The sequence below is a fragment of the Sediminibacillus dalangtanensis genome, from assembly GCF_017792025.1.
Lineage (GTDB): Bacteria > Bacillota > Bacilli > Bacillales > Amphibacillaceae > Sediminibacillus > Sediminibacillus dalangtanensis.
Window position 1 is genome coordinate 1,891,339 of sequence record NZ_CP046956.1, and the last position, 18,111, is coordinate 1,909,449.

Sequence of the window (18,111 nt, forward strand, 5' to 3'; positions counted from 1 at the left end):
ATTATGATAGAATTACGGAAATGGAAAAGGAGTTATGAAAATGCACGGAACGAATGACTTGATTTTAAGAACGGCGACAGTGCTAATATCATTCATCTTATTCGCTTTCTCGATTTATTTATTTCTTGCAGGGCATAACGCGCCTGGAGGTGGATTTGTCGGTGGATTAATGACCGCTTCGGCGATTGTACTTATGTATATGGCATATGGAGAGAGAGCTGTCAGCAAAATTATACCAGTTAATTTTCGTTTTCTAGTACCGACTGGACTTATGATCGCCTTGTTGACAGGTGTCGGTTCCTTCGCTTTTGGCGAACCGTTTTTAAATCAAACTTTTGGCCACTTCCATATTCCGTTACTGGGGGATAAAGAACTGGCCACAGCACTTTTATTTGATTTGGGTGTATATCTTACGGTGGTAGGGATAACCATGACAATCATTCTTTCGATTGCCGGCGATCGTGACTAGTAAGGGGGAATTTGATGGCAAACATATTAGTGGTTGATGATGCAAAATTTATTCGTGTAACGCTGTCGGGGATTTTAGAAAACGGGAGCCATACCGTTGTAGGGGAAGCAGAAGATGGTGATCAAGCAGTTGAGATGTACAAGCAGTTATCACCGGATTTAGTTACAATGGATATCACCATGCCGGGAAAAAACGGTATGGACGCGATGCAAGAGATCAAAGCGTTTGACGGTCAAGCAAAAGTAATTATGTGCTCAGCGATGGGACAACAAAAGCTGGTAGTGGAAGCGATCGAAAAAGGTGCAAAAGACTTTATTGTAAAGCCTTTTGATGAAAACAGAGTACTTGAGGCGGTTAATCGGGTGCTGAGCTGACAACAGTTGCTACATACATATAGATAAGATGGAAGAGTTGATAATATGCTGATCACAGCAACCACAATCGTAGGAATTCTGATGGCAGTTACCATGATTTTTGTCAGAATGAAAGCTTCGAGGAGACCAGCAAGTAAAGCCAGAATCATTTTGCCGCCTTTATTTATGAGTACGGGTGCATTTATGTTTTTGGTACCTGCCTTTCAGGTGTCGTGGGCACAAGTATTGGAAGCTTTTTCTGTCGGAGTGGTATTTTCTCTTTTTTTAATCAAAACCTCCAATTTTGAAGTGAAAAATGGATATATTTATTTGATTCCTTCGAAAGCATTTGTATTTATATTGTTTGGATTATTAATCGTCCGGATCACCCTAAAGGTGATCATCGGGAAAACTATTTCCGTGGGAGAAACAAGCGGTATGTTTTTTTTACTGGCATTCGGGATGATATTATCCTGGAGGATTGCCATGCTGTGGAAATTCATCAGAATTGAAAAACGCTTGAATAGCTCGGTAACATCCTAAAATCAACACCCCGCAGTCGATTTGATTATTGGCTGCGGGGTGTTGATTTATTAGCGGGAACCTTTTCCAACTCAAATAACTCAGCATAAGGTTCCATGTCAATTTGTTTTTCGTTCAGCTTTTTTCGTAAGAATTTATGGTCGCGCTTAGGCGTCGCGATAATATATCCTTCGATTAATATGTCTTGCGTTATTTTCTTTCGTTTCTTTTCCAAAGCAATTTCACCAATCTTCCCCGCTATCTTTTGTCGTGCAATATCCCGGAATAATTCGGGCACGGGAGAGACCAGTTCTTCTAGCAATGCCAATTCTTTTTTGCCCCACATATGGCGTGTTTTTTTTACGTAATATTCTTCCCAGTCAAGAATGGACTTGCCATCTTCTTTAGGGAGCCGTTTAAGGAATTTGCGGAACATAAAGAAACCGCCAATCGCCATCAAACCAACAAGCAGGAACACCCAGGCAACGATGAAATAAGCAAAACCGCCTGTCATGTCGATCACCAATCTTTCTATTTTTGTCATATTGTATTCAAGTAAAGAAATATAGTGGAAATAGAGAAAAAATAGTGCAAAAGTTTAATTTTTTTGATATTTATAGTAATATTACTAATAATTGTTTAATCATTTTACGGAATGGAAATAGGCTGCTCTATTTTTTTATCTGCAAGCTTTTTATCATCGGAATCAGCTATGGTAATTATAAAAGGATATTTTTATAAATACAAGTTTTCATACTGGATATAGGAAAAAGATAGAAGAAAGGCGGACTTTTTGAGATAATCATCCTAGTAGTCGGTACATGAGATAGGGGGATAAAAGGAATGGATTCAGAAGAAAGAAACAAAGAGACGAATATCCATCTCACGCATACTATGGAATTAAACGAACATCATCATCCTGCTACTGATTATTTGCTGAGCAGCTTGCCGGATAACATGCTCGAATGGATTGAGAATAACGGATATGATTTAATAACTGTATGCAATCTGGATGGCAGGGTCTTATATATTTCTAAGTCAGTACATCATATGCTCGGCTTTAAAGCGGAAGAATTGATTGGAATCTCTGTATTAGAGCTTTTATCGCCGTATGATCAAAACCTTCTGAAGTCTAAATTAAGCCAATATGCCGCTGAATCCCAAAAGGTTCATTTGAGTATTCGCAATAAAGAAGGAAAATACATTTGGGCAGAAAGCGTTATAGGAAGATTAAGAGATGAAGAGCATGCAGCTGACTTATTGATTTCTGTAACAAAAGATATACAGGACAAAAAGGAAGCAGAGGAAATGATGATCCGCTCAGAAAAAATGTCCGTGGCAGGACAGCTAGCTGCAGGGGTAGCTCATGAGATCCGTAATCCGCTAACGTCCATCAAAGGATTTCTCCAATTGCTTCAGGCAGGCATCGACCGGAAAGAGGAGTACTATAAAATAATGGTGGATGAGATCGAAAAAATTGAAACCATTACTTCTGAATTGCTTTTCATTTCGAAGCCCATGACGGATGACAAAAAAATGGAGAGGATATCTGAATTGTTGGGCGATGTCATTGTGCTGCTCCGTTCTCAGGCCAAGTTGAAAAATGTCGATATATACCTGGACCTTGATAAAGAGCAATCTGTATTTTGTGACCGTTCGCAAATTAAACAAGTCTTTATAAATTTAATTAAAAACGCGGTTGAGGCAATGAAAGATGGAGGAAGCGTCTTCGTGAATGGAAGAACGAAAAAAGGATCGGTTGAGATCGATATTGTCGATGAGGGTCCCGGCATACCGGAAAACATTCTTCATAAATTGAAAGAACCTTTTTTCACGACGAAAAAAGATGGCACAGGACTCGGCTTGATGATATCCAACCAAATCGTCGAAAAACACCAGGGTAGACTGGAAATCTATCGTAACCCCGAGAAAGGGAGCACCTTCAGGGTGATCCTGCCAACCAAACAGGAATACTAAACAGAAACCCCTGCAAAAACGTCCTGTAGAAAGTATGGTGAAAAGGGAGCAAGAAGACTTTCTACAGGAGATGCCCGACAACAACTTTTCCTGGTAATAAATAGTAACGTCTTGAAGGGCTTGCGTTTCCTATCCTTGCTAAAACTCCTATTGTACTAGCAATCTTCAAAACTTAAAACTTTCTAAAAATATGTTCAAATGTTTTACTTATAAATCGATTTCATTTAAAATATATTGTGGATTCAAACAATAGATTTTGTCGAAGGCTGTTTAAAAGGGGATTGGAGGATCCTTCGACAATTCATAATCTTTAAAGGGGGTAACATAAAGTCTTATGGCAGCAAACAATACTTATAATGCAAAAAAGCAATTTGAATTGAATGGTAAAACGTATAACTATTATCAATTAAAAGCCCTGGAAGACGCAGGACTAGGCGAAATTACCCGCCTTCCTTTTTCTATCCGTGTGTTGCTTGAATCCCTTGTGAGACAACACGATGGCTTTGTTATCAAGGATGAACATGTTGAAAGCCTGGCGAAATGGGGGAAAGCGGAAGGAAAGGATGTTCCGTTCAAGCCATCGCGCGTTATATTGCAGGACTTCACTGGGGTACCTGCAGTGGTGGATCTCGCTTCCTTACGAAAAGCAATGGTCGACATGGGAGGAGCACCTGATAAAATCAATCCGGAAGTCCCTGTGGACCTGGTTATCGACCATTCTGTCCAGGTAGACAAATATGGAACACCTAATGCATTACAAGCGAATATGGATTTGGAATTTGAGCGGAACATGGAGCGATACGAATTTTTAAATTGGGCTCAAAAAGCATTCGATAACTATCGCGCTGTTCCACCTGCAACAGGTATTGTCCATCAGGTCAATCTCGAATATATCGCGAATGTTGTCCATGCACTCGAAAATGAAAGCGGTGAATATGACGCTTTTCCTGATACCCTTGTAGGCACGGATTCCCATACCACCATGATCAATGGTTTAGGAGTTCTAGGCTGGGGTGTTGGCGGTATCGAAGCAGAAGCAGGAATGCTTGGCCAGCCATCATACTTCCCGGCACCGGAGGTTATCGGTGTTAAATTCACCGGCAGTTTCCCAAATGGAACAACTGCCACCGATTTGGCATTGAAAGTGACACAAGTACTAAGAAAACGTAATGTTGTCGGGAAATTTGTGGAATATTTCGGACCGGGATTGAAGGATATGCCATTGGCTGATCGTGCCACCATTTCCAATATGGCTCCTGAATATGGCGCTACGTGCGGTTTCTTCCCTGTTGATCAGGAATCCCTGAATTATTTGCGACTGACAGGAAGAAGCGAGGATCATATTGCTTTAGTCGAGAAATATTGTAAAGAAAATAACCTTTGGTATTCATCCGACCAACCGGATCCAGAATTTACTGAACTAGTTGAAATAAATCTTTCAGAGCTTGAGCCGAATTTATCTGGACCGAAACGTCCTCAAGATTTAATTCCGCTTTCCAAAATGAAAGAGTCATTTAACGAGGCAGTAACAGCACCGGCAGGCAACCAAGGTTTTGGTTTGGATGCAAAAGAATTTGAAAAAGAAGCAGCGATTGATCATCCAGATGGAAAATCGTCCGTGATGAAAACAGGTGCTGTGGCAATCGCAGCCATTACTTCTTGTACCAACACTTCCAATCCTTACGTTATGCTGGGGGCAGGACTCTTGGCTAAAAAGGCTGTAGAAAAAGGACTCGAAGTACCGGCCTATGTAAAAACATCACTTGCCCCGGGTTCGAAAGTGGTTACCCGTTATTTGGAGGATTCCGGACTAATGCCTTATCTTGAACGGTTAGGTTTTAGCCTTGTAGGTTACGGCTGTACGACTTGTATTGGAAATTCTGGTCCATTGTCTCCAGAAATAGAGGATGCAATCGTGGAAAACGATCTCACTGTTTCTTCCGTGCTATCAGGGAACCGTAACTTTGAAGGTCGAATTCATCCACTGGTGAAAGCGAATTACTTGGCTTCTCCTCCACTTGTGGTGGCTTATGCGCTTGCAGGCAGTGTCGATGTTGACTTATACAATGAACCAATCGGCACCGACAACGATGGAAATGCCGTTTATTTCAATGATATTTGGCCATCCATTGACGAAATCAAACAGGAAGTAGCTAAGGCAGTAACACCTGAAATTTTCCGGAAAGAATACGAAAACGTATTTGATTCTAATGAGAAATGGAATGCTATCGATACGACCGATGAACCATTGTATAAATGGAATGATGAATCAACCTATATTCAAAATCCGCCGTTCTTTGAGGGATTATCTAAAGAAGCGGGGGAAGTCCACCAGCTTAATAATTTACGGGCAATCGGTAAATTCGGCGACTCGGTAACAACGGATCACATTTCTCCAGCCGGGGCGATTGCAAAAGACATGCCTGCCGGTAAGTATTTACAGGAAAAAGATGTTTCCCCTAGAAACTTTAACTCGTATGGTTCTCGTCGTGGTAATCACGAAGTCATGATGCGAGGAACATTTGCGAATATCCGGATTCGTAACTTGCTGGCTCCGGGAACAGAGGGTGGATACACAACGTACTGGCCAACCGAAGAAGTGATGCCGATTTATGATGCTGCAATGAAATATCAAGAAGACGAAACAGGTCTATTGGTTATTGCTGGGAAAGATTATGGCATGGGTAGCTCTCGCGACTGGGCAGCCAAGGGTACAAACTTGCTAGGGATTAAAACAGTTATTGCAGAAAGCTTTGAACGAATCCATCGTTCCAACTTGGTGATGATGGGAGTACTTCCGTTGCAATTTGCCAAAGGTGAAAGTGCTGAATCCCTAGGATTGACTGGAAAAGAAACATTTGACGTAGATATTGATGAAACGGTCAAACCCCATGACCTTGTGAAGGTAACCGCAACCGACGAGCAAGGCAATAAAACAGAGTTTGAAGTCATTGCACGCTTTGATAGCGAAGTTGAAATTGACTACTATCGTCATGGCGGCATCCTGCAAATGGTGCTTCGAAACAAATTGAAAACGAACTAATGGAGATTAAAACAGTCCGGCGTTGCCGGGCTGTTTTTCATTTGGACAATTTTCAACAGCATGGCACTTTTTTTGCGGATAAGATGTAAACTGCGCAGTAACTGTGATTGGAAGTTTCATTTCCTATTCAAAAAAATTGGTAACCACCGCTTCGGTAGCATCCTTCGCTTTCCGCGGGCACGGCTTCAGCTAACTTGGTAAAGAAAACCGATTTACCAAGTGGATTCAGCTCGCGCTTTTCCCGCAGGAGTCTGCGTATGCTCCCTGCGCTAAGAAGCATGCTGATTAACGCTAGCATAGAAATTTTTTTCCTTGACCCAACAGATGCATCGCCGCCGCAGCCTTCCTTGGGACTGCGGTTACTCGTCCCACCGAAAACACTTGTCCTGCGGGAGGAAAGGTCTCGGTGAGATCCGCAGAGCGTTCGTTCGAGGAAGCTTACCAGCCGCCCGCGGAAAGCCCAGGGTATTTCCGTAGCGCTGGACTACACCACTACTATAAAAAGGCCCAAGGACTACAAAGGAAATTACTGCCTTTTTTATCAAAGGTGTTTAAAGGTAATATGTTTTCTCTGTTGATCTTTTTAGGAAGTATGCTCTTTTTACAGAAGGACGAATAACAATAGTATGAACAATTTCCCGTAATTCTTTACATATTATGAGAAACAAATTAAGATTACAGAGTAAACAAGGCTTCTAAATCAATGATTTCCTACATAGAATGAAACGGGATCTGTACAAGCTGCAAAATTTTTAGAGGAATGGTGAAAATGATTAAAAAAGCGACTGCTGCAATTTTGTTACTAACCTTGATTGTCATTTTTATCTATAATGTGACTGATAATGGAACGGAGAAAGAAATGCAGCAGATGGCCAATAACCAAGCATCTGCGAACAATTTGAAAGCAGGACAGGCTGCTCCTGATTTATCGTTGAAATCGCTTGAAGATAAACAAATAAATTTGTCCGATTTTAAAGGAAAAAAAGTATTGTTGAATTTTTGGGCAACCTGGTGCGGACCGTGCAAAGAAGAAATCCCCGCTTTAGAACAGCTGAAGCAGGGACATGGTGAAGAAGTGGAAATATTGGCAGTCAACGCCACAGCGACAGAAATCGAAGGAATCGAAAAAGTTAAATCGTTTAAAGAGCAGGCAAATGTTACTTTCCGCATTCTTTTGGATAAGGATTCGAAAGCAGTAGATAGTTACCGTGTCTTGAATATCCCGACATCCTATTTCATTGGCAGCGATGGAAACATCAAGCAGACAGTGACGGGCCCGATGTCCTACGAATTTATGGAAAACACACTAAAATCTTTCGATTAGCTTATATTTTTTGAAAAATTAGGCAATCCTCCTATTAATGGAATCAGAGGAGGGATTGACCATTTCTTTAAGAAAACGTAAATCACTTGAAGATCTAATAAAGGAAAACAGGGAAGCCATTTTAAACGACAGTAGATTGCTGAATCATATTGAAGACAGGCTCGATAGTCGAAGGAATGTCATTTCGTCAAAACAGGATGACTGATTTTACTGGTCATCCTGTTTTGTATAACTGCATTTATTTAGCCAATAATAATGGTATCCTTTTGAAAGGAGGACTCGACGTGGGTAATCCTAAAAAGGACAGCAAACATTTCCGGCCCAGACATCTAGGAACGCAGCCGTTGGAGGCTGGGGGAAATAAGGGAAAACAAATGCAGGTAAAAAGTGACCAAAAGCCTCAAGTGATTCAAACCAAAGGTGAATAGGAGGGCTTCTCAATGGATAAACATCGACCACAGCCGAATCCTGATGATCGCTCTGACAATGTGGAAAAGTTACAGGATATGGTTCAAAATACAATTGCCAATCTGGAAGCTGCTCATGAAACGATGAAGTTCGCATCTGGAGAGGAAAAGGAACAAATCAAAGCTAAGAACGCTCGCAGAGAAGAATCTATCCGCGGCTTTCGTGACGAAATAAAAGACGAATATCATGACAGACAGCAACATTAAGAACCTGGGACAAAAGCATCGTGACCAAAATAAAAACCGAACGATACCTCCATTCGTTCGGTTTTTATTTGATTAGCAAAAAGCAAACTGTTCTACTCTTCTCTCATGAAAAGTGCAACTTCCCACTCCGGCAAGGTACTTCGCTTTCCGTGGGCACGGCTTTAGCTAACTTGACAAAGAATATCGCTTTGCCAAGTGGATCTTCAGCTTGCGCTCATCCCGTTGGAGTCTGCTTAACTTGCCTCCGTTGAATGGAGATATCTTCTCTTCTGGTGTGTTTTTCGTGTTGCCTATTGCCGTTACGGATAGAAAGCGAAGCCGCATGGAAACCAGGAGTACTTCTTTATCCTTATGCTATTGTCCAATTTTCAAAGAATAAAGGAGCCCCCATGCCGATTTTTCGTCTTCTTCCCTGTTTAGATATTTATCAGCCAATAGAAGAATACGATTCATCTTGGCTTGATCGTGTGGAAATCAGACCACGAAAACATAGCGATTCGAAGCACGCATCAACCAACAGGATAAAAAGAGAATATACAAATACAAACCGAACGAATTTGATTGGAATTTTGAATTCGTTCGGTTTTGACTTACTGGCCATGTTTTTGTCCAAAGATAAGAAAGTATAAACTTCAGAGATGTCTAGCTCCAGCGCCTACCCCTCGAGGTCTTAAGCAAAACCTCTGTGTGGCAAAAGGCCGCCACTTCGAGGCTTTGCTTAAGCTTGTCGGAGGCCCAAACGATGTGGGTCATGCAGGCGTTGCCCCAGGACGTGGCGGCTTTAGCATGTATTCCTTTGACCAAGGCGCTTGCGCTTTTCTTTACGGCCTTTTTATATAGCGCTATTTTTGGGAAGGTTGATCCTTCAGCCATTAGAGGAACGAGAATAATTGGACATTTTATGATCATTATCGGCGGAAAAGCATGAAAATCTACAACATAGGATGCCTGTGATAAAATAGGTTTGGAAAGAAGGGAGCGGAATCGAAAGTGGCATTTACTGATAGAGATAACACAACAATTAGCGGACATCTTGAGCAATGGACGACGATAAACCAACATCCCCCTTTTAGCGAGGTAGAGGCACTGCGACTTATTAACGACTGGCAAAACGGAACAATAGAGCTTTCAGAATTTTATAGAGCAGTTGTTTACATGATCATTGCCTTTCATCGGTTAAAACGAAATCAAGAAAATGACCACATTGTTGATCTCCTTTTGAAAGAAACAGGTGAATTGAGTGAAAAGCCTGTGGTATTGCAAGAATTAAAAAGTATCAAAGCATATTTAAATTTTTATTCCGAACTGGAAAAGCTCCCGATAGCCGAATGGGCTATCAGGGAAACCGATTTTGATCCTGCTAAGTTAAAAAAAATACGTGAACTGGCAGAGGAAATTGATGAATTTTTGAATAAAACCAGCTTGGTTCAAGCAGAATTCACTGACAACCCTCTTTCACAAGTGGGCTCTCAAATCATTGATCGATTATCACGTTTACTGGATATGCTAAAAGAGACTGGAGATGCGATTGAAAATAAAAAAACCGGGCTCGCGGTTCAACAATTGAACCAGCAAGTAAAAGAAATCGTAAAATGGAGAACGGAACTGGCCACTCTGTTTCCTGAGGCTTTCAAAAAAAATAATCAGGAAGACCCTCTGAAAACGCTTGATGAATTAATTGGAATGAAGGAAATCAAGCAATATATTCATCAGTATTATCATTATTTAAAATACCAAAAAGAACGAAAAGAGCTTGGCTTCCAAATGGTTGATGAGCCGGGACTCCATATGATTATAAGTGGTAATCCTGGAACAGGTAAAACAACCATTGCCAGACTGTTGGCAGCTATTTATCATGAACTTGGACTATTGGAAACAAACCAGGTCACCGAAGTAAATCGAGCGCACTTAGTCGGTTCCTACGTCGGACAGAGCGAGGAAAATACTGTCAACTATGTAAGGCAATCAGTGGGCGGGATATTATTTATCGATGAAGCATACAGCTTGAAACGGGAAGGTCAAAGCGGCAGTGACTATGGACAAGCTGTTATTGATACGTTGGTATCCAGTATGACCAGCAAGGAATATGCAGACCGGTTTGCGGTTATTCTGGCAGGTTATCCTGAAGAAATGCGACAGTTTCTTTGGGCAAATCCTGGTTTACGCAGTCGTTTTCCTGAGCCGAATCATATTACACTTCCCGACTTTAAAAATGACGAGTTACTACAAATTGCTGAAAAAACAGCATTAAGCAATGATTACTTTTTTACAGAAAAAGCGTTGCGTAAATTTGAAGGATTAATAGAGAAATCCAGAGTGGATGAGACCTTCGGCAATGCAAGGACAGTCAGAGACTTGGTGTTACGGGCTATTTTTCGAAAGGGGGCATATAAACAGCGTGCTGCCGGTGAAAACTGGCTCGACCATATGAGAATTGAGACCGAGGATCTCGAAGACTTGAACGATGAATCAGAAGACCAACAACCGATGCAACGTCTGGATAATCTTATAGGACTGGAAAATGTGAAAGAGGAAGTGAAAAAGCTATCTTCATTTGTCCGGATACAACAACAAAGAAAACAGCAAGGTCTGCCAACTGTTCCGATTCAATTACACGCAATATTTTCCGGGAATCCCGGAACTGGTAAAACAACCGTTGCCAACATTTATTCACGGATATTAAATGAATGCGGCTTGTTAAAAAGAGGACACCTGGTCGTTGCTTCGCGAAGCGACCTTGTTGCTGGGTTTGTCGGCCAAACTGCCATTAAAACAAAGCAAAAAGTCAGGGAGGCCCTTGGCGGTGTGTTATTCATAGATGAAGCATACAGTCTATACCGAGGGGATAAAGATTTCGGGAAGGAAGCCATTGACACCCTAGTTGACGAGATGACCAAGCACAATGAAAATCTGGTCGTGATACTCGCAGGCTATAGCAGAGAAATGGAGCAGTTCATTTCCAGTAATCCAGGGCTTGAATCCCGTTTTAAAAAATACTTTTACTTCCCGGATTATCAGCCCGAAGATTTGATGAAGATTACCAAGTCCCATCTCGAGGAATATCACTATCACTTAGAAGAAGAAGCGGATCATTACTTGAACGAGCAATATCAGGAACATGAAATTGATGGAAATGCCAGATTTGCAGTCAATCTAGTGGACGAAGCTGTTCAATTCCAGGCTCTTCGTATTATAGAAGAACAACAGGACACTGCTGAAGTGAATCAGCTTTTGACGAAAGAAGACTTTGCCCAGGCCTGGAGTACGATTAGGGGGAAAAGACCATGAAAACAGTGAAAACACCAATAAAGGTGAGATATCAAGAGACCGATCAAATGGGAGTCGTTTACCATGCCAACTATTTGGTGTGGTTTGAAATTGGCCGGACTTCGTTTATTGAAGAATTAGGGTTTAAATATCATGAAATGGAAAACTTAGGGGTTGTATCTCCAGTTGTGGATGCCGATTTATCATTCAAACAACCAATTCGTTACGGAGAAGAAGCATTTATAGATACTTGGATAAAAGAATACGATGGTTTGCGGGTTTCGTACGGTTATCGGATTTATAATGCAGAAGGAAGTACAGCAGTCACAGGTTCCACCAGGCATGTCGTGGTGAAAAAGGAATCTTTCCGACCGGTTTCCATAAGAAAATCCCTTCCAGACTGGCATCAGGCATACCTTGACGCCATGAAAGGAGAATAACGGATGGCTTTTGGATTGAAAAGGGAAGAGCTGAATCAGTGGAAAAAGGATGTAGAAAAAGGAAATATCGCTTTTCTTACTCACTTTTGGCTTGATTCCAGATTCCCTGGATGTGATACTGTTACAAAAGCAGGCTGTAGTGATGTGAATAAATTGATAAAGTGGGGGAAGCAGTACGGGTTGGATCCTCATTGGATACACCGCGATGATAAGTACCCTCATTATGATTTATTTGGTGAGAGACAAAAACAAATTTTAACTGCCGAAAAGCAGTGGAGTCAATTGGAAAAATTCCATATTTAAAGTGGTATATTTCCCGTTTGTGCACCTTTCTATTAACAGTGGATGGGGATAAAAGCATAGTGTGCAAAAGCAAAAATCGAACGATGTTTCGAACTACTGAGCATTCGAACTCGTTCGATTTTCTTTTTTGATTTTACTGCAGAATTACTTTCAAATCTTCCTAATGATTCTTTTTATTACTTGTATAGAAATTGCGGTTCCTCGGAGTCCATCTCAACTTGCAGGTCAGCGCCGTCGAAATACCAGGAATCATCTTCTTCTATAAAAAAATGAATCCCATTTACTGTTGAATCGGCAGTCGGGTTTTCAGGATCTTCCCTGGTTACACCGAGTGAAAACCCAGGCTGATGACCTCCGACTCCGCCGTAACGTACAAAGAAACGTACTTGCTCATTTTGATCTAATTCCAATTCTTCAATATACCATTGTGCGGCTGATTCTGAAATGATTAAATCCACTATTATCAAACTCCTTTCGAACCTGTTATCGTTTGTATTAACGAAATAAGTTATCCTAAAACCTATTTATTTCCTGTTCGACTATCGCCTGCTCTATAAAATTTTTGGAAAAACAAAAAGGTTTTTGTTGAAAAAAAAGAAATAGTCAAGAGGTTTCAATCTTTATATGTTTACTATTTATCTTTTTCAGACTGGTAATTCTGCTTGTCAGTCCGTTATGATTGTCAATAAAAAGAAGAAGAGGTGAGTATCATTTTTGACCTGTCATTCCTGCAATGGCTGATTGTGATTCTATGCGGGGTTTTCATCGGTTTTGCGAAGGCAGGAATACCGAGCTTGGGGATATTGGTAGTGACTGTCATGATGTTTGTCTTTCCCGCAAAGCAATCCGTCGGTATTTTGGTACCGATGTTGATTATAGGAGATATTTTTGCTGTTACTTATTATCGTAGGAATGTTGTATGGAAGTATTTGATTTCCTTGCTTCCATGGGTGTTGGCGGGGATTGTGGCAGGCTATTTTGTGTTGGACCATGTAAGCAGCGATCAACTTAAACCGTTAATCGGAAGCATCGTTCTTTCCATGGTTCTTTTACACGTATTTCGGAGCAAGCTGGGGGAAAGATTTAATCAGCTTCTGCCAGAATCGAATTGGTTTACCGTTTTCATGGGAATGTTGGGAGGATTCACCACGATGGTGGGGAATGCGGCAGGAGGGGTCATGGCTGTCTATTTGTTGGTCAAGGGCTTGCCGAAACAAGAGTTTATCGGGACAGGAGCCTGGTTTTTTCTATGTGTGAATGTAATCAAAGTTCCGTTTTACATCTCTTTAGGGTTGATTACCACCGACTCTGCTCTGTTCAACTTATACATGACGGCTGCGATAATTGCCGGAGGTTTTCTAGGTGTCTATCTTTTGAAGTTCATTCCCCAGAAAATGTTCCAGGTTCTTGTTTTGTGCTTTGCTGCACTTGGGGCTGTCAGGTTGTTGTTTTAGGCAGTTTTAGAAGAGGTTTGAATGCTTATGAAGAGGAGTAATCAATTAATGAAACATACGCAAAAAGAAAAAAACAGTAGGAATGATTTTTATGTGAGAAAAGTAGGAGTTGGAAAACCAGTAGTATTTTTGCCTGCGGCCGGATTTTCTGGGATGGAGGGGTTGAATATTGCAGACAGACTGAGTCCATCCTGCCAGTCACACCTGCTTGATCTTCCGGGGTATGGAAATAGTAAAGGAGTGAGCGAAAAGTGTACAGAGAAACGATTGGCTGACTGGTTGAAAGAATATCTTGATCAACAACACCTCCATTCTGCTGACATTATTGCCCATTCGCTAGGGGGAGGCGTTGCATTGTCATTCGCTGTTCATTATCCGGAAAGGGTGAATCGACTTATATTATTGGATGCTGGACATAAATCTTTTCCACGGTTTCCTTTCCAAGAATTCGGGCCCTTTGCGCTTTTGTTTCCTTTGTTAAATGTAGGTTACCATCTGAAAGGCTTTTCGTTTATGGAAAGGCTGACCGGGTTGTTCTCAGGAAGCGGTGCTAAGCAGGAAAACGAGGGAGAGAAGGTCGAGCGATTCTGTGAAATTGTCGGAATTGAAAATAGTACGTATGTACAGGAAGCTTTACGACACTCCCCAGAACTGACTGCTTCCGGTATGAATCTTTTATTCGGTTATTATAATCTCAATTTGCCAAAGCTTTTCAGGAAATTGACTGTGCCAACTTACCTAATATATGGAACTTTTGCAAACAGAAATCTTAAACAATATAAGTTGACCAGAAGAAGCATAGAAAGTCTGCAGAAAAAGCAAAATCTTCCGGTGAAATACGTGCCGGTTAACAGTGGACATTATGTGCACTGGAGTGGGGAAGAGATACTGGATAAATTGGCATTTATTATGGACCAGGATTCAGAAAAAGAAAGAGATCAAAACGAAATGTATCGCTCGATTTAGGCACCATTAAGCTGTAGAGAATACTCTCTTATTGTAGTGCTTCTTAATCGCTAAGGAAGATACTGGGCTTTCACGGTTTCAACTTTCATAAGTTAATTAACAGGAAAAATCAAAAAAGAAAAACCGAACGGATTCGAGTGCTTATGATTTCGAATCCTTGTTCGGTTATTGCTTTTGTCGCTAAATTTTTGCGTCAGCCAGTTTCGTCAAGTGTTATCGGATTGGCTTTGAAAATTTGCCTGTCCGGTTTCTGGTGGAATAGTGTCGGGAGGAACGGTACCATGAATGTATGCTGGTGCAGGCTGAAGTTGAGGGTTTTGCCCCATCGCTTCTGGTTTTGATACATACTCAAAGGAACCTTGACCATCCATGCTTTTTCCTTTTGCCCATCTGCCGTTTGAACTTTCCTCACCCTCTGAGAAGTTCATGAACGAATAAGAAACATCTTGTTTTTCAAGTTTTTGGGGAAAAGTACTCGGTACAATGGCTTTTTGATTAGCCTCCAGTTCTTCGATGGCAGCCATCCATTGATTCTGATGCATGGTATCCCTCGCAATTAAAAAGGAAAGCATATCTCGGACTCCGGGATCTGTCGTCGATTCATACAACCGGACGACCTGAAGGCGGCCTTGTGACTCCGCATTCAAATTTGCACGGAAGTCTGCCAGAAGGTTGCCGCTAGCAATGGTATAACGTGAATTCCATGGATAACCGACACTATCTGTGGGTGTAGCACCAAGTCCGGAAACAATAACATGCTGGGGATTCATGCCACCCAGTACTGCTTCGACAGCAGGGTTTTTGACGGCAGCCTCCTCCTGCTCCTTTGCCGGTGCGCCGTCTAACAATTGGGCAATCATGGTTGCGATCATTTCAACATGTGCTATCTCTTCGGTTCCGATGTCCAGAAGCATATCTTTGTATTTTTGTTCTGCACGGCAATTCCAACCTTGGAACAAATACTGCATCATCACCGTTATCTCCCCAAATTGGCCACCCAGTATTTCCTGTAGCTTTTTGGCATAAACGGGGTCTGGTCTTGTTGGTTTGGCATTGTATTGCAATTCTTTTATATGAGTAAACAATTATATCCCTCCAATCAGATTCACTGTGTATTATTCTTCATTCACACGGAAATATTCCGGAGGAGAGACAAAATAAAAACCCCCCGTTGGTACGAGAGGTTGAGGTCTTACTTTATTTTTCCGTTTTTTTCTCTGGAACCGGATCAAAACCGCCTGGATGGAAAGGGTGGCATTTCAACAACCTTTTGATTGTCAAAAATCCTCCCTTGATGACTCCGAACTGCTCCAATGATTCTAATCCATATTGGGAACATGTGGGATAAAAACGACATGTCGGAGGCTTTATGGGACTGATCACCTTTTGATACACCTTGATAAAAAGGATAAACAATCGTTTCATCCGCATCGCCTACGCATCTTTGTTTTTATCAAAGGATAACGATGCAACCGCGTCATGCAAATGGATTGATTCCTCATTTCGGCAAGAAATCGTGAATCTTTCCACAAACGGCAGTTCATACAAATCTGCAGCAACCAACCGTACAATATCTTCCACAAAACGCGGATTTTCGTATGCCTGTTCTGTCACCATTTTTTCATCAGGGCGCTTCAACACAGGATGGATTCTTGCACTGGCATTGCTTTCTGCAGCTTCCAACAGCGCTTCTTTCCAGTCTGTTTCATTCTCATCAAAATCTTCTGAAAGGACTGCTGTCATTTCCACTCTGCCTCGTTGGTTATGGGCGCTATATTCACTGATTTCTTTTGAGCAAGGGCAAAGTGTAGTGATGGTACCTGCCAGAGTGACTTCGATATAGTGACCCTTGTCTTGATCATAAGTCACTTTTATACCTGCATCCGCGTGATTTAACCCAGCTAATTCCGAGGAAGGGCCTTTCCGTTCGAAAAACCAAGGGAAACTCACTTCCATTTGGGCATCCTTTTGCTTTAACCTGATAGCTAAATCCTTGGTGAATCTCTTCAATGTGTCGATATCAATAGAGTAATTTTTTTTGTAATAGGCATCAAGCTGTTCGGTGAATCGGCTCATGTTCGTTCCTTTGCTATCCTTGTCAATGCGGGAAGTGAAACGGAATGTACCAATGGTTGTCTGATTGTTTGGTATTAAATTGCTTGTGATATTAATGGGATTTTTGACATTGGCAATTCCAACTGCATCTATATCGAACAAAAAATCTTTTTTTGAATTTTGTAGATCAGCCATTTTTTCCTTGTCGACAGGCTTTGTTTTCGGTCCAGGTTCCACAGAACCAAATAATTTATGTCGTTCTGGCTTGCTGGGCAATGTTTTTCTGTTTTTAAGTTCTGTATTGTTCATAGCAGTGGCTCCTTTCAACCATTTCAGCTACTAAAAGTATAGTAAACTGCAATTTATTATTCAATTTTTCAGCTTGTAAGCAGATTAATTTAAAAATTTTTATCAACATGTAATGATTATTAAGTAGTAGGTTGAAGCACAAATGGAAAAGGATCCGGCTGGTGCCTGATCCTCTCCTTTTTACATCCAGGTGATTTTTGGTTCGGTTTTATTGATGATCCGTTTAATATTGGCACGATGCCGGTAAAAAACAAAGATGGTCAATAAAGAAGTCGCAATTAACAACCCTGTTTCCTGGAAAATGATGGTGACCACAACGGTGACGACACCGGTAATCATCGAAGCTAATGATACATATTTCGTTAAGAACAGACTTAGAAAGAACGTTGCCAGTATAACAAGGAACAACAGTGGGTTTACTCCGAGAATTACTCCTCCAGAAGTAGCCACTGCTTTTCCGCCCTTGAATTTAGCGAAGACAGGGTACATGTGGCCAATGACCGCAAAAATACCAATAATTAAAGCATTGACATCATCCGTAAAGACTTGGGGAAGAATAACCGCCAATGTTCCTTTTAAAATATCGGAAACCGTAACAAGCAGGCCGGCTTTGACACCAAGGACCCTGAAGGAATTGGTGCCCCCAAGATTTCCGCTCCCATGCTGTCGGATATCGATTTTAAATCCGAGCTTTCCCACGATCAATCCGAATGGAATTGATCCGATAAGATATGCAATAACTGCAAAAACAATATAACTCATATGCAAAACTCCTTTTTCAATGCACAGCTTGTAATCTCATTTTATCACGAAGAGGAAACAGTTACATTAGAAACTTTGCCATTTGTTCAAAGTTGAAGATGAACCGTTCTGCGACAATGATCGGTTTGTATGAGTTTTCAATTTTATCTGCGAGGGTAAAGGGAAATAATCCATTAATTTAACAAGGGAGAAT

General features: G+C 41.3%; 22 protein-coding genes. 16 read left to right on the top strand and 6 right to left on the bottom strand.

Annotated features, from left to right (window positions below):
* The first annotated feature begins 34 nt into the window (after positions 1-34).
* The 3 genes from ERJ70_RS09495 to ERJ70_RS09505 are packed head-to-tail and all read left to right on the top strand — an operon-like array spanning position 35 to position 1,365.
* Positions 35-469: a Na(+)/H(+) antiporter subunit B gene (locus ERJ70_RS09495; RefSeq protein WP_074597284.1), complete on the top strand. Its 435-nt coding sequence runs from the start codon at positions 35-37 to the stop codon at positions 467-469.
* Between the two features lie 14 nt (positions 470-483).
* On the top strand, positions 484-843 hold the full coding sequence (locus tag ERJ70_RS09500; RefSeq protein WP_309507419.1) for a response regulator: 360 nt from the start codon (positions 484-486) through the stop codon (positions 841-843).
* A 45-nt stretch (positions 844-888) separates the two neighbouring features.
* Entirely contained in the window at positions 889-1,365 is a 477-nt protein-coding gene (locus ERJ70_RS09505) for a CcdC family protein (protein ID WP_209368861.1), read from the top strand.
* Positions 1,366-1,390: 25 nt separating this feature from the next.
* Here ERJ70_RS09505 and ERJ70_RS09510 read toward each other — a convergent pair whose 3' ends face one another.
* On the bottom strand, positions 1,391-1,888 hold the full coding sequence (locus ERJ70_RS09510; protein WP_309507421.1) for a DUF2621 domain-containing protein: 498 nt from the start codon (positions 1,886-1,888) through the stop codon (positions 1,391-1,393).
* A gap of 299 nt (positions 1,889-2,187) precedes the next feature.
* Between ERJ70_RS09510 and ERJ70_RS09515 the strand changes: the two genes are divergently transcribed.
* From ERJ70_RS09515 to ERJ70_RS09565, 11 genes are all read left to right on the top strand, one after another.
* Positions 2,188-3,321, top strand: a complete 1,134-nt coding sequence (locus tag ERJ70_RS09515) for an ATP-binding protein (RefSeq protein WP_245208161.1) — start codon at positions 2,188-2,190, stop codon at positions 3,319-3,321.
* A 334-nt stretch (positions 3,322-3,655) separates the two neighbouring features.
* Complete coding sequence (gene acnA, locus ERJ70_RS09520) at positions 3,656-6,364, top strand: aconitate hydratase AcnA (RefSeq protein ID WP_209368863.1); 2,709 nt, start codon at positions 3,656-3,658, stop codon at positions 6,362-6,364.
* 769 nt (positions 6,365-7,133) lie between these two features.
* The gene (locus ERJ70_RS09525) at positions 7,134-7,688 is read left to right on the top strand and encodes a TlpA family protein disulfide reductase (RefSeq protein WP_309507422.1); all 555 of its coding nucleotides are present in this window, start codon (positions 7,134-7,136) and stop codon (positions 7,686-7,688) included.
* Positions 7,689-7,725: 37 nt separating this feature from the next.
* The gene (locus ERJ70_RS09530) at positions 7,726-7,893 is read left to right on the top strand and encodes an FbpB family small basic protein (RefSeq protein ID WP_245208162.1); all 168 of its coding nucleotides are present in this window, start codon (positions 7,726-7,728) and stop codon (positions 7,891-7,893) included.
* Between the two features lie 79 nt (positions 7,894-7,972).
* Positions 7,973-8,116 (top strand): acid-soluble spore protein N, encoded by a 144-nt coding sequence (locus tag ERJ70_RS09535; RefSeq protein WP_026570263.1) that lies wholly within the window; start codon positions 7,973-7,975, stop codon positions 8,114-8,116.
* Between the two features lie 12 nt (positions 8,117-8,128).
* On the top strand, positions 8,129-8,362 hold the full coding sequence (tlp, locus tag ERJ70_RS09540) for a small acid-soluble spore protein Tlp (RefSeq protein ID WP_209368865.1): 234 nt from the start codon (positions 8,129-8,131) through the stop codon (positions 8,360-8,362).
* A 389-nt stretch (positions 8,363-8,751) separates the two neighbouring features.
* Positions 8,752-8,991, top strand: coding sequence for a hypothetical protein (locus tag ERJ70_RS09545; RefSeq protein WP_209368866.1), 240 nt, complete (start codon positions 8,752-8,754; stop codon positions 8,989-8,991).
* A gap of 113 nt (positions 8,992-9,104) precedes the next feature.
* Entirely contained in the window at positions 9,105-9,290 is a 186-nt protein-coding gene (locus tag ERJ70_RS09550) for a hypothetical protein (RefSeq protein ID WP_209368868.1), read from the top strand.
* A 62-nt stretch (positions 9,291-9,352) separates the two neighbouring features.
* Positions 9,353-11,650, top strand: coding sequence for an AAA family ATPase (locus ERJ70_RS09555; RefSeq protein ID WP_245208163.1), 2,298 nt, complete (start codon positions 9,353-9,355; stop codon positions 11,648-11,650).
* A complete protein-coding gene (locus ERJ70_RS09560; RefSeq protein WP_209368869.1) occupies positions 11,647-12,069 on the top strand; it encodes an acyl-CoA thioesterase in 423 nt (140 codons plus the stop codon). The genes ERJ70_RS09555 and ERJ70_RS09560 overlap by 4 nt, the downstream gene beginning before the upstream one ends.
* A 3-nt stretch (positions 12,070-12,072) precedes the next feature.
* Positions 12,073-12,372: a hypothetical protein gene (locus ERJ70_RS09565; RefSeq protein ID WP_209368871.1), complete on the top strand. Its 300-nt coding sequence runs from the start codon at positions 12,073-12,075 to the stop codon at positions 12,370-12,372.
* Between the two features lie 176 nt (positions 12,373-12,548).
* On the opposite strand, the gene ERJ70_RS09570 is transcribed toward ERJ70_RS09565, so the two are convergent.
* Positions 12,549-12,830, bottom strand: coding sequence for a HesB/YadR/YfhF family protein (locus tag ERJ70_RS09570; protein ID WP_209368872.1), 282 nt, complete (start codon positions 12,828-12,830; stop codon positions 12,549-12,551).
* A 243-nt stretch (positions 12,831-13,073) separates the two neighbouring features.
* On the opposite strand from ERJ70_RS09570, the gene ERJ70_RS09575 reads away from it, so the two are divergent.
* Together ERJ70_RS09575 and ERJ70_RS09580 are read left to right on the top strand one after the other, a co-directional pair.
* A complete protein-coding gene (locus ERJ70_RS09575; RefSeq protein WP_309507423.1) occupies positions 13,074-13,826 on the top strand; it encodes a sulfite exporter TauE/SafE family protein in 753 nt (250 codons plus the stop codon).
* Positions 13,827-13,874: 48 nt separating this feature from the next.
* Positions 13,875-14,792: an alpha/beta hydrolase gene (locus ERJ70_RS09580; protein ID WP_209368874.1), complete on the top strand. Its 918-nt coding sequence runs from the start codon at positions 13,875-13,877 to the stop codon at positions 14,790-14,792.
* 206 nt (positions 14,793-14,998) lie between these two features.
* On the opposite strand, the gene ERJ70_RS09585 is transcribed toward ERJ70_RS09580, so the two are convergent.
* The 4 genes from ERJ70_RS09585 to plsY form a co-directional block, all read right to left on the bottom strand.
* Positions 14,999-15,877: a manganese catalase gene (locus ERJ70_RS09585; protein ID WP_209368876.1), complete on the bottom strand. Its 879-nt coding sequence runs from the start codon at positions 15,875-15,877 to the stop codon at positions 14,999-15,001.
* Positions 15,878-15,989: 112 nt separating this feature from the next.
* On the bottom strand, positions 15,990-16,217 hold the full coding sequence (yidD, locus tag ERJ70_RS09590; RefSeq protein ID WP_209369269.1) for a membrane protein insertion efficiency factor YidD: 228 nt from the start codon (positions 16,215-16,217) through the stop codon (positions 15,990-15,992).
* 9 nt (positions 16,218-16,226) lie between these two features.
* On the bottom strand, positions 16,227-17,156 hold the full coding sequence (gene folE2, locus ERJ70_RS09595; protein ID WP_209368878.1) for a GTP cyclohydrolase FolE2: 930 nt from the start codon (positions 17,154-17,156) through the stop codon (positions 16,227-16,229).
* 180 nt (positions 17,157-17,336) lie between these two features.
* Positions 17,337-17,918 (bottom strand): glycerol-3-phosphate 1-O-acyltransferase PlsY, encoded by a 582-nt coding sequence (gene plsY / locus ERJ70_RS09600; RefSeq protein ID WP_209368879.1) that lies wholly within the window; start codon positions 17,916-17,918, stop codon positions 17,337-17,339.
* Positions 17,919-18,111: the final 193 nt, after the last annotated feature.

Excerpts from the sequence above, each read along its gene's own strand:
- ERJ70_RS09565 (WP_209368871.1), top strand. The coding sequence starts at position 12,073 with ATGGCTTTTGGATTGAAAAGGGAAGAGCTGAATCAGTGGAAAAAGGAT.
- ERJ70_RS09560 (WP_209368869.1), top strand. The coding sequence starts at position 11,647 with ATGAAAACAGTGAAAACACCAATAAAGGTGAGATATCAAGAGACCGAT.
- ERJ70_RS09580 (WP_209368874.1), top strand. The coding sequence starts at position 13,875 with ATGAAACATACGCAAAAAGAAAAAAACAGTAGGAATGATTTTTATGTG.
- ERJ70_RS09550 (WP_209368868.1), top strand. The coding sequence starts at position 9,105 with ATGTGGGTCATGCAGGCGTTGCCCCAGGACGTGGCGGCTTTAGCATGT.
- ERJ70_RS09525 (WP_309507422.1), top strand. The coding sequence starts at position 7,134 with ATGATTAAAAAAGCGACTGCTGCAATTTTGTTACTAACCTTGATTGTC.
- folE2 (WP_209368878.1), bottom strand. The coding sequence starts at position 17,156 with ATGAACAATACAGAACTTAAAAACAGAAAAACATTGCCCAGCAAGCCA.
- ERJ70_RS09505 (WP_209368861.1), top strand. The coding sequence starts at position 889 with ATGCTGATCACAGCAACCACAATCGTAGGAATTCTGATGGCAGTTACC.
- yidD (WP_209369269.1), bottom strand. The coding sequence starts at position 16,217 with ATGAAACGATTGTTTATCCTTTTTATCAAGGTGTATCAAAAGGTGATC.
- acnA (WP_209368863.1), top strand. The coding sequence starts at position 3,656 with ATGGCAGCAAACAATACTTATAATGCAAAAAAGCAATTTGAATTGAAT.
- plsY (WP_209368879.1), bottom strand. The coding sequence starts at position 17,918 with ATGAGTTATATTGTTTTTGCAGTTATTGCATATCTTATCGGATCAATT.
- ERJ70_RS09530 (WP_245208162.1), top strand. The coding sequence starts at position 7,726 with ATGGAATCAGAGGAGGGATTGACCATTTCTTTAAGAAAACGTAAATCA.
- ERJ70_RS09495 (WP_074597284.1), top strand. The coding sequence starts at position 35 with ATGAAAATGCACGGAACGAATGACTTGATTTTAAGAACGGCGACAGTG.
- ERJ70_RS09545 (WP_209368866.1), top strand. The coding sequence starts at position 8,752 with ATGCCGATTTTTCGTCTTCTTCCCTGTTTAGATATTTATCAGCCAATA.
- tlp (WP_209368865.1), top strand. The coding sequence starts at position 8,129 with ATGGATAAACATCGACCACAGCCGAATCCTGATGATCGCTCTGACAAT.
- ERJ70_RS09515 (WP_245208161.1), top strand. The coding sequence starts at position 2,188 with ATGGATTCAGAAGAAAGAAACAAAGAGACGAATATCCATCTCACGCAT.
- ERJ70_RS09500 (WP_309507419.1), top strand. The coding sequence starts at position 484 with ATGGCAAACATATTAGTGGTTGATGATGCAAAATTTATTCGTGTAACG.
- ERJ70_RS09510 (WP_309507421.1), bottom strand. The coding sequence starts at position 1,888 with ATGACAAAAATAGAAAGATTGGTGATCGACATGACAGGCGGTTTTGCT.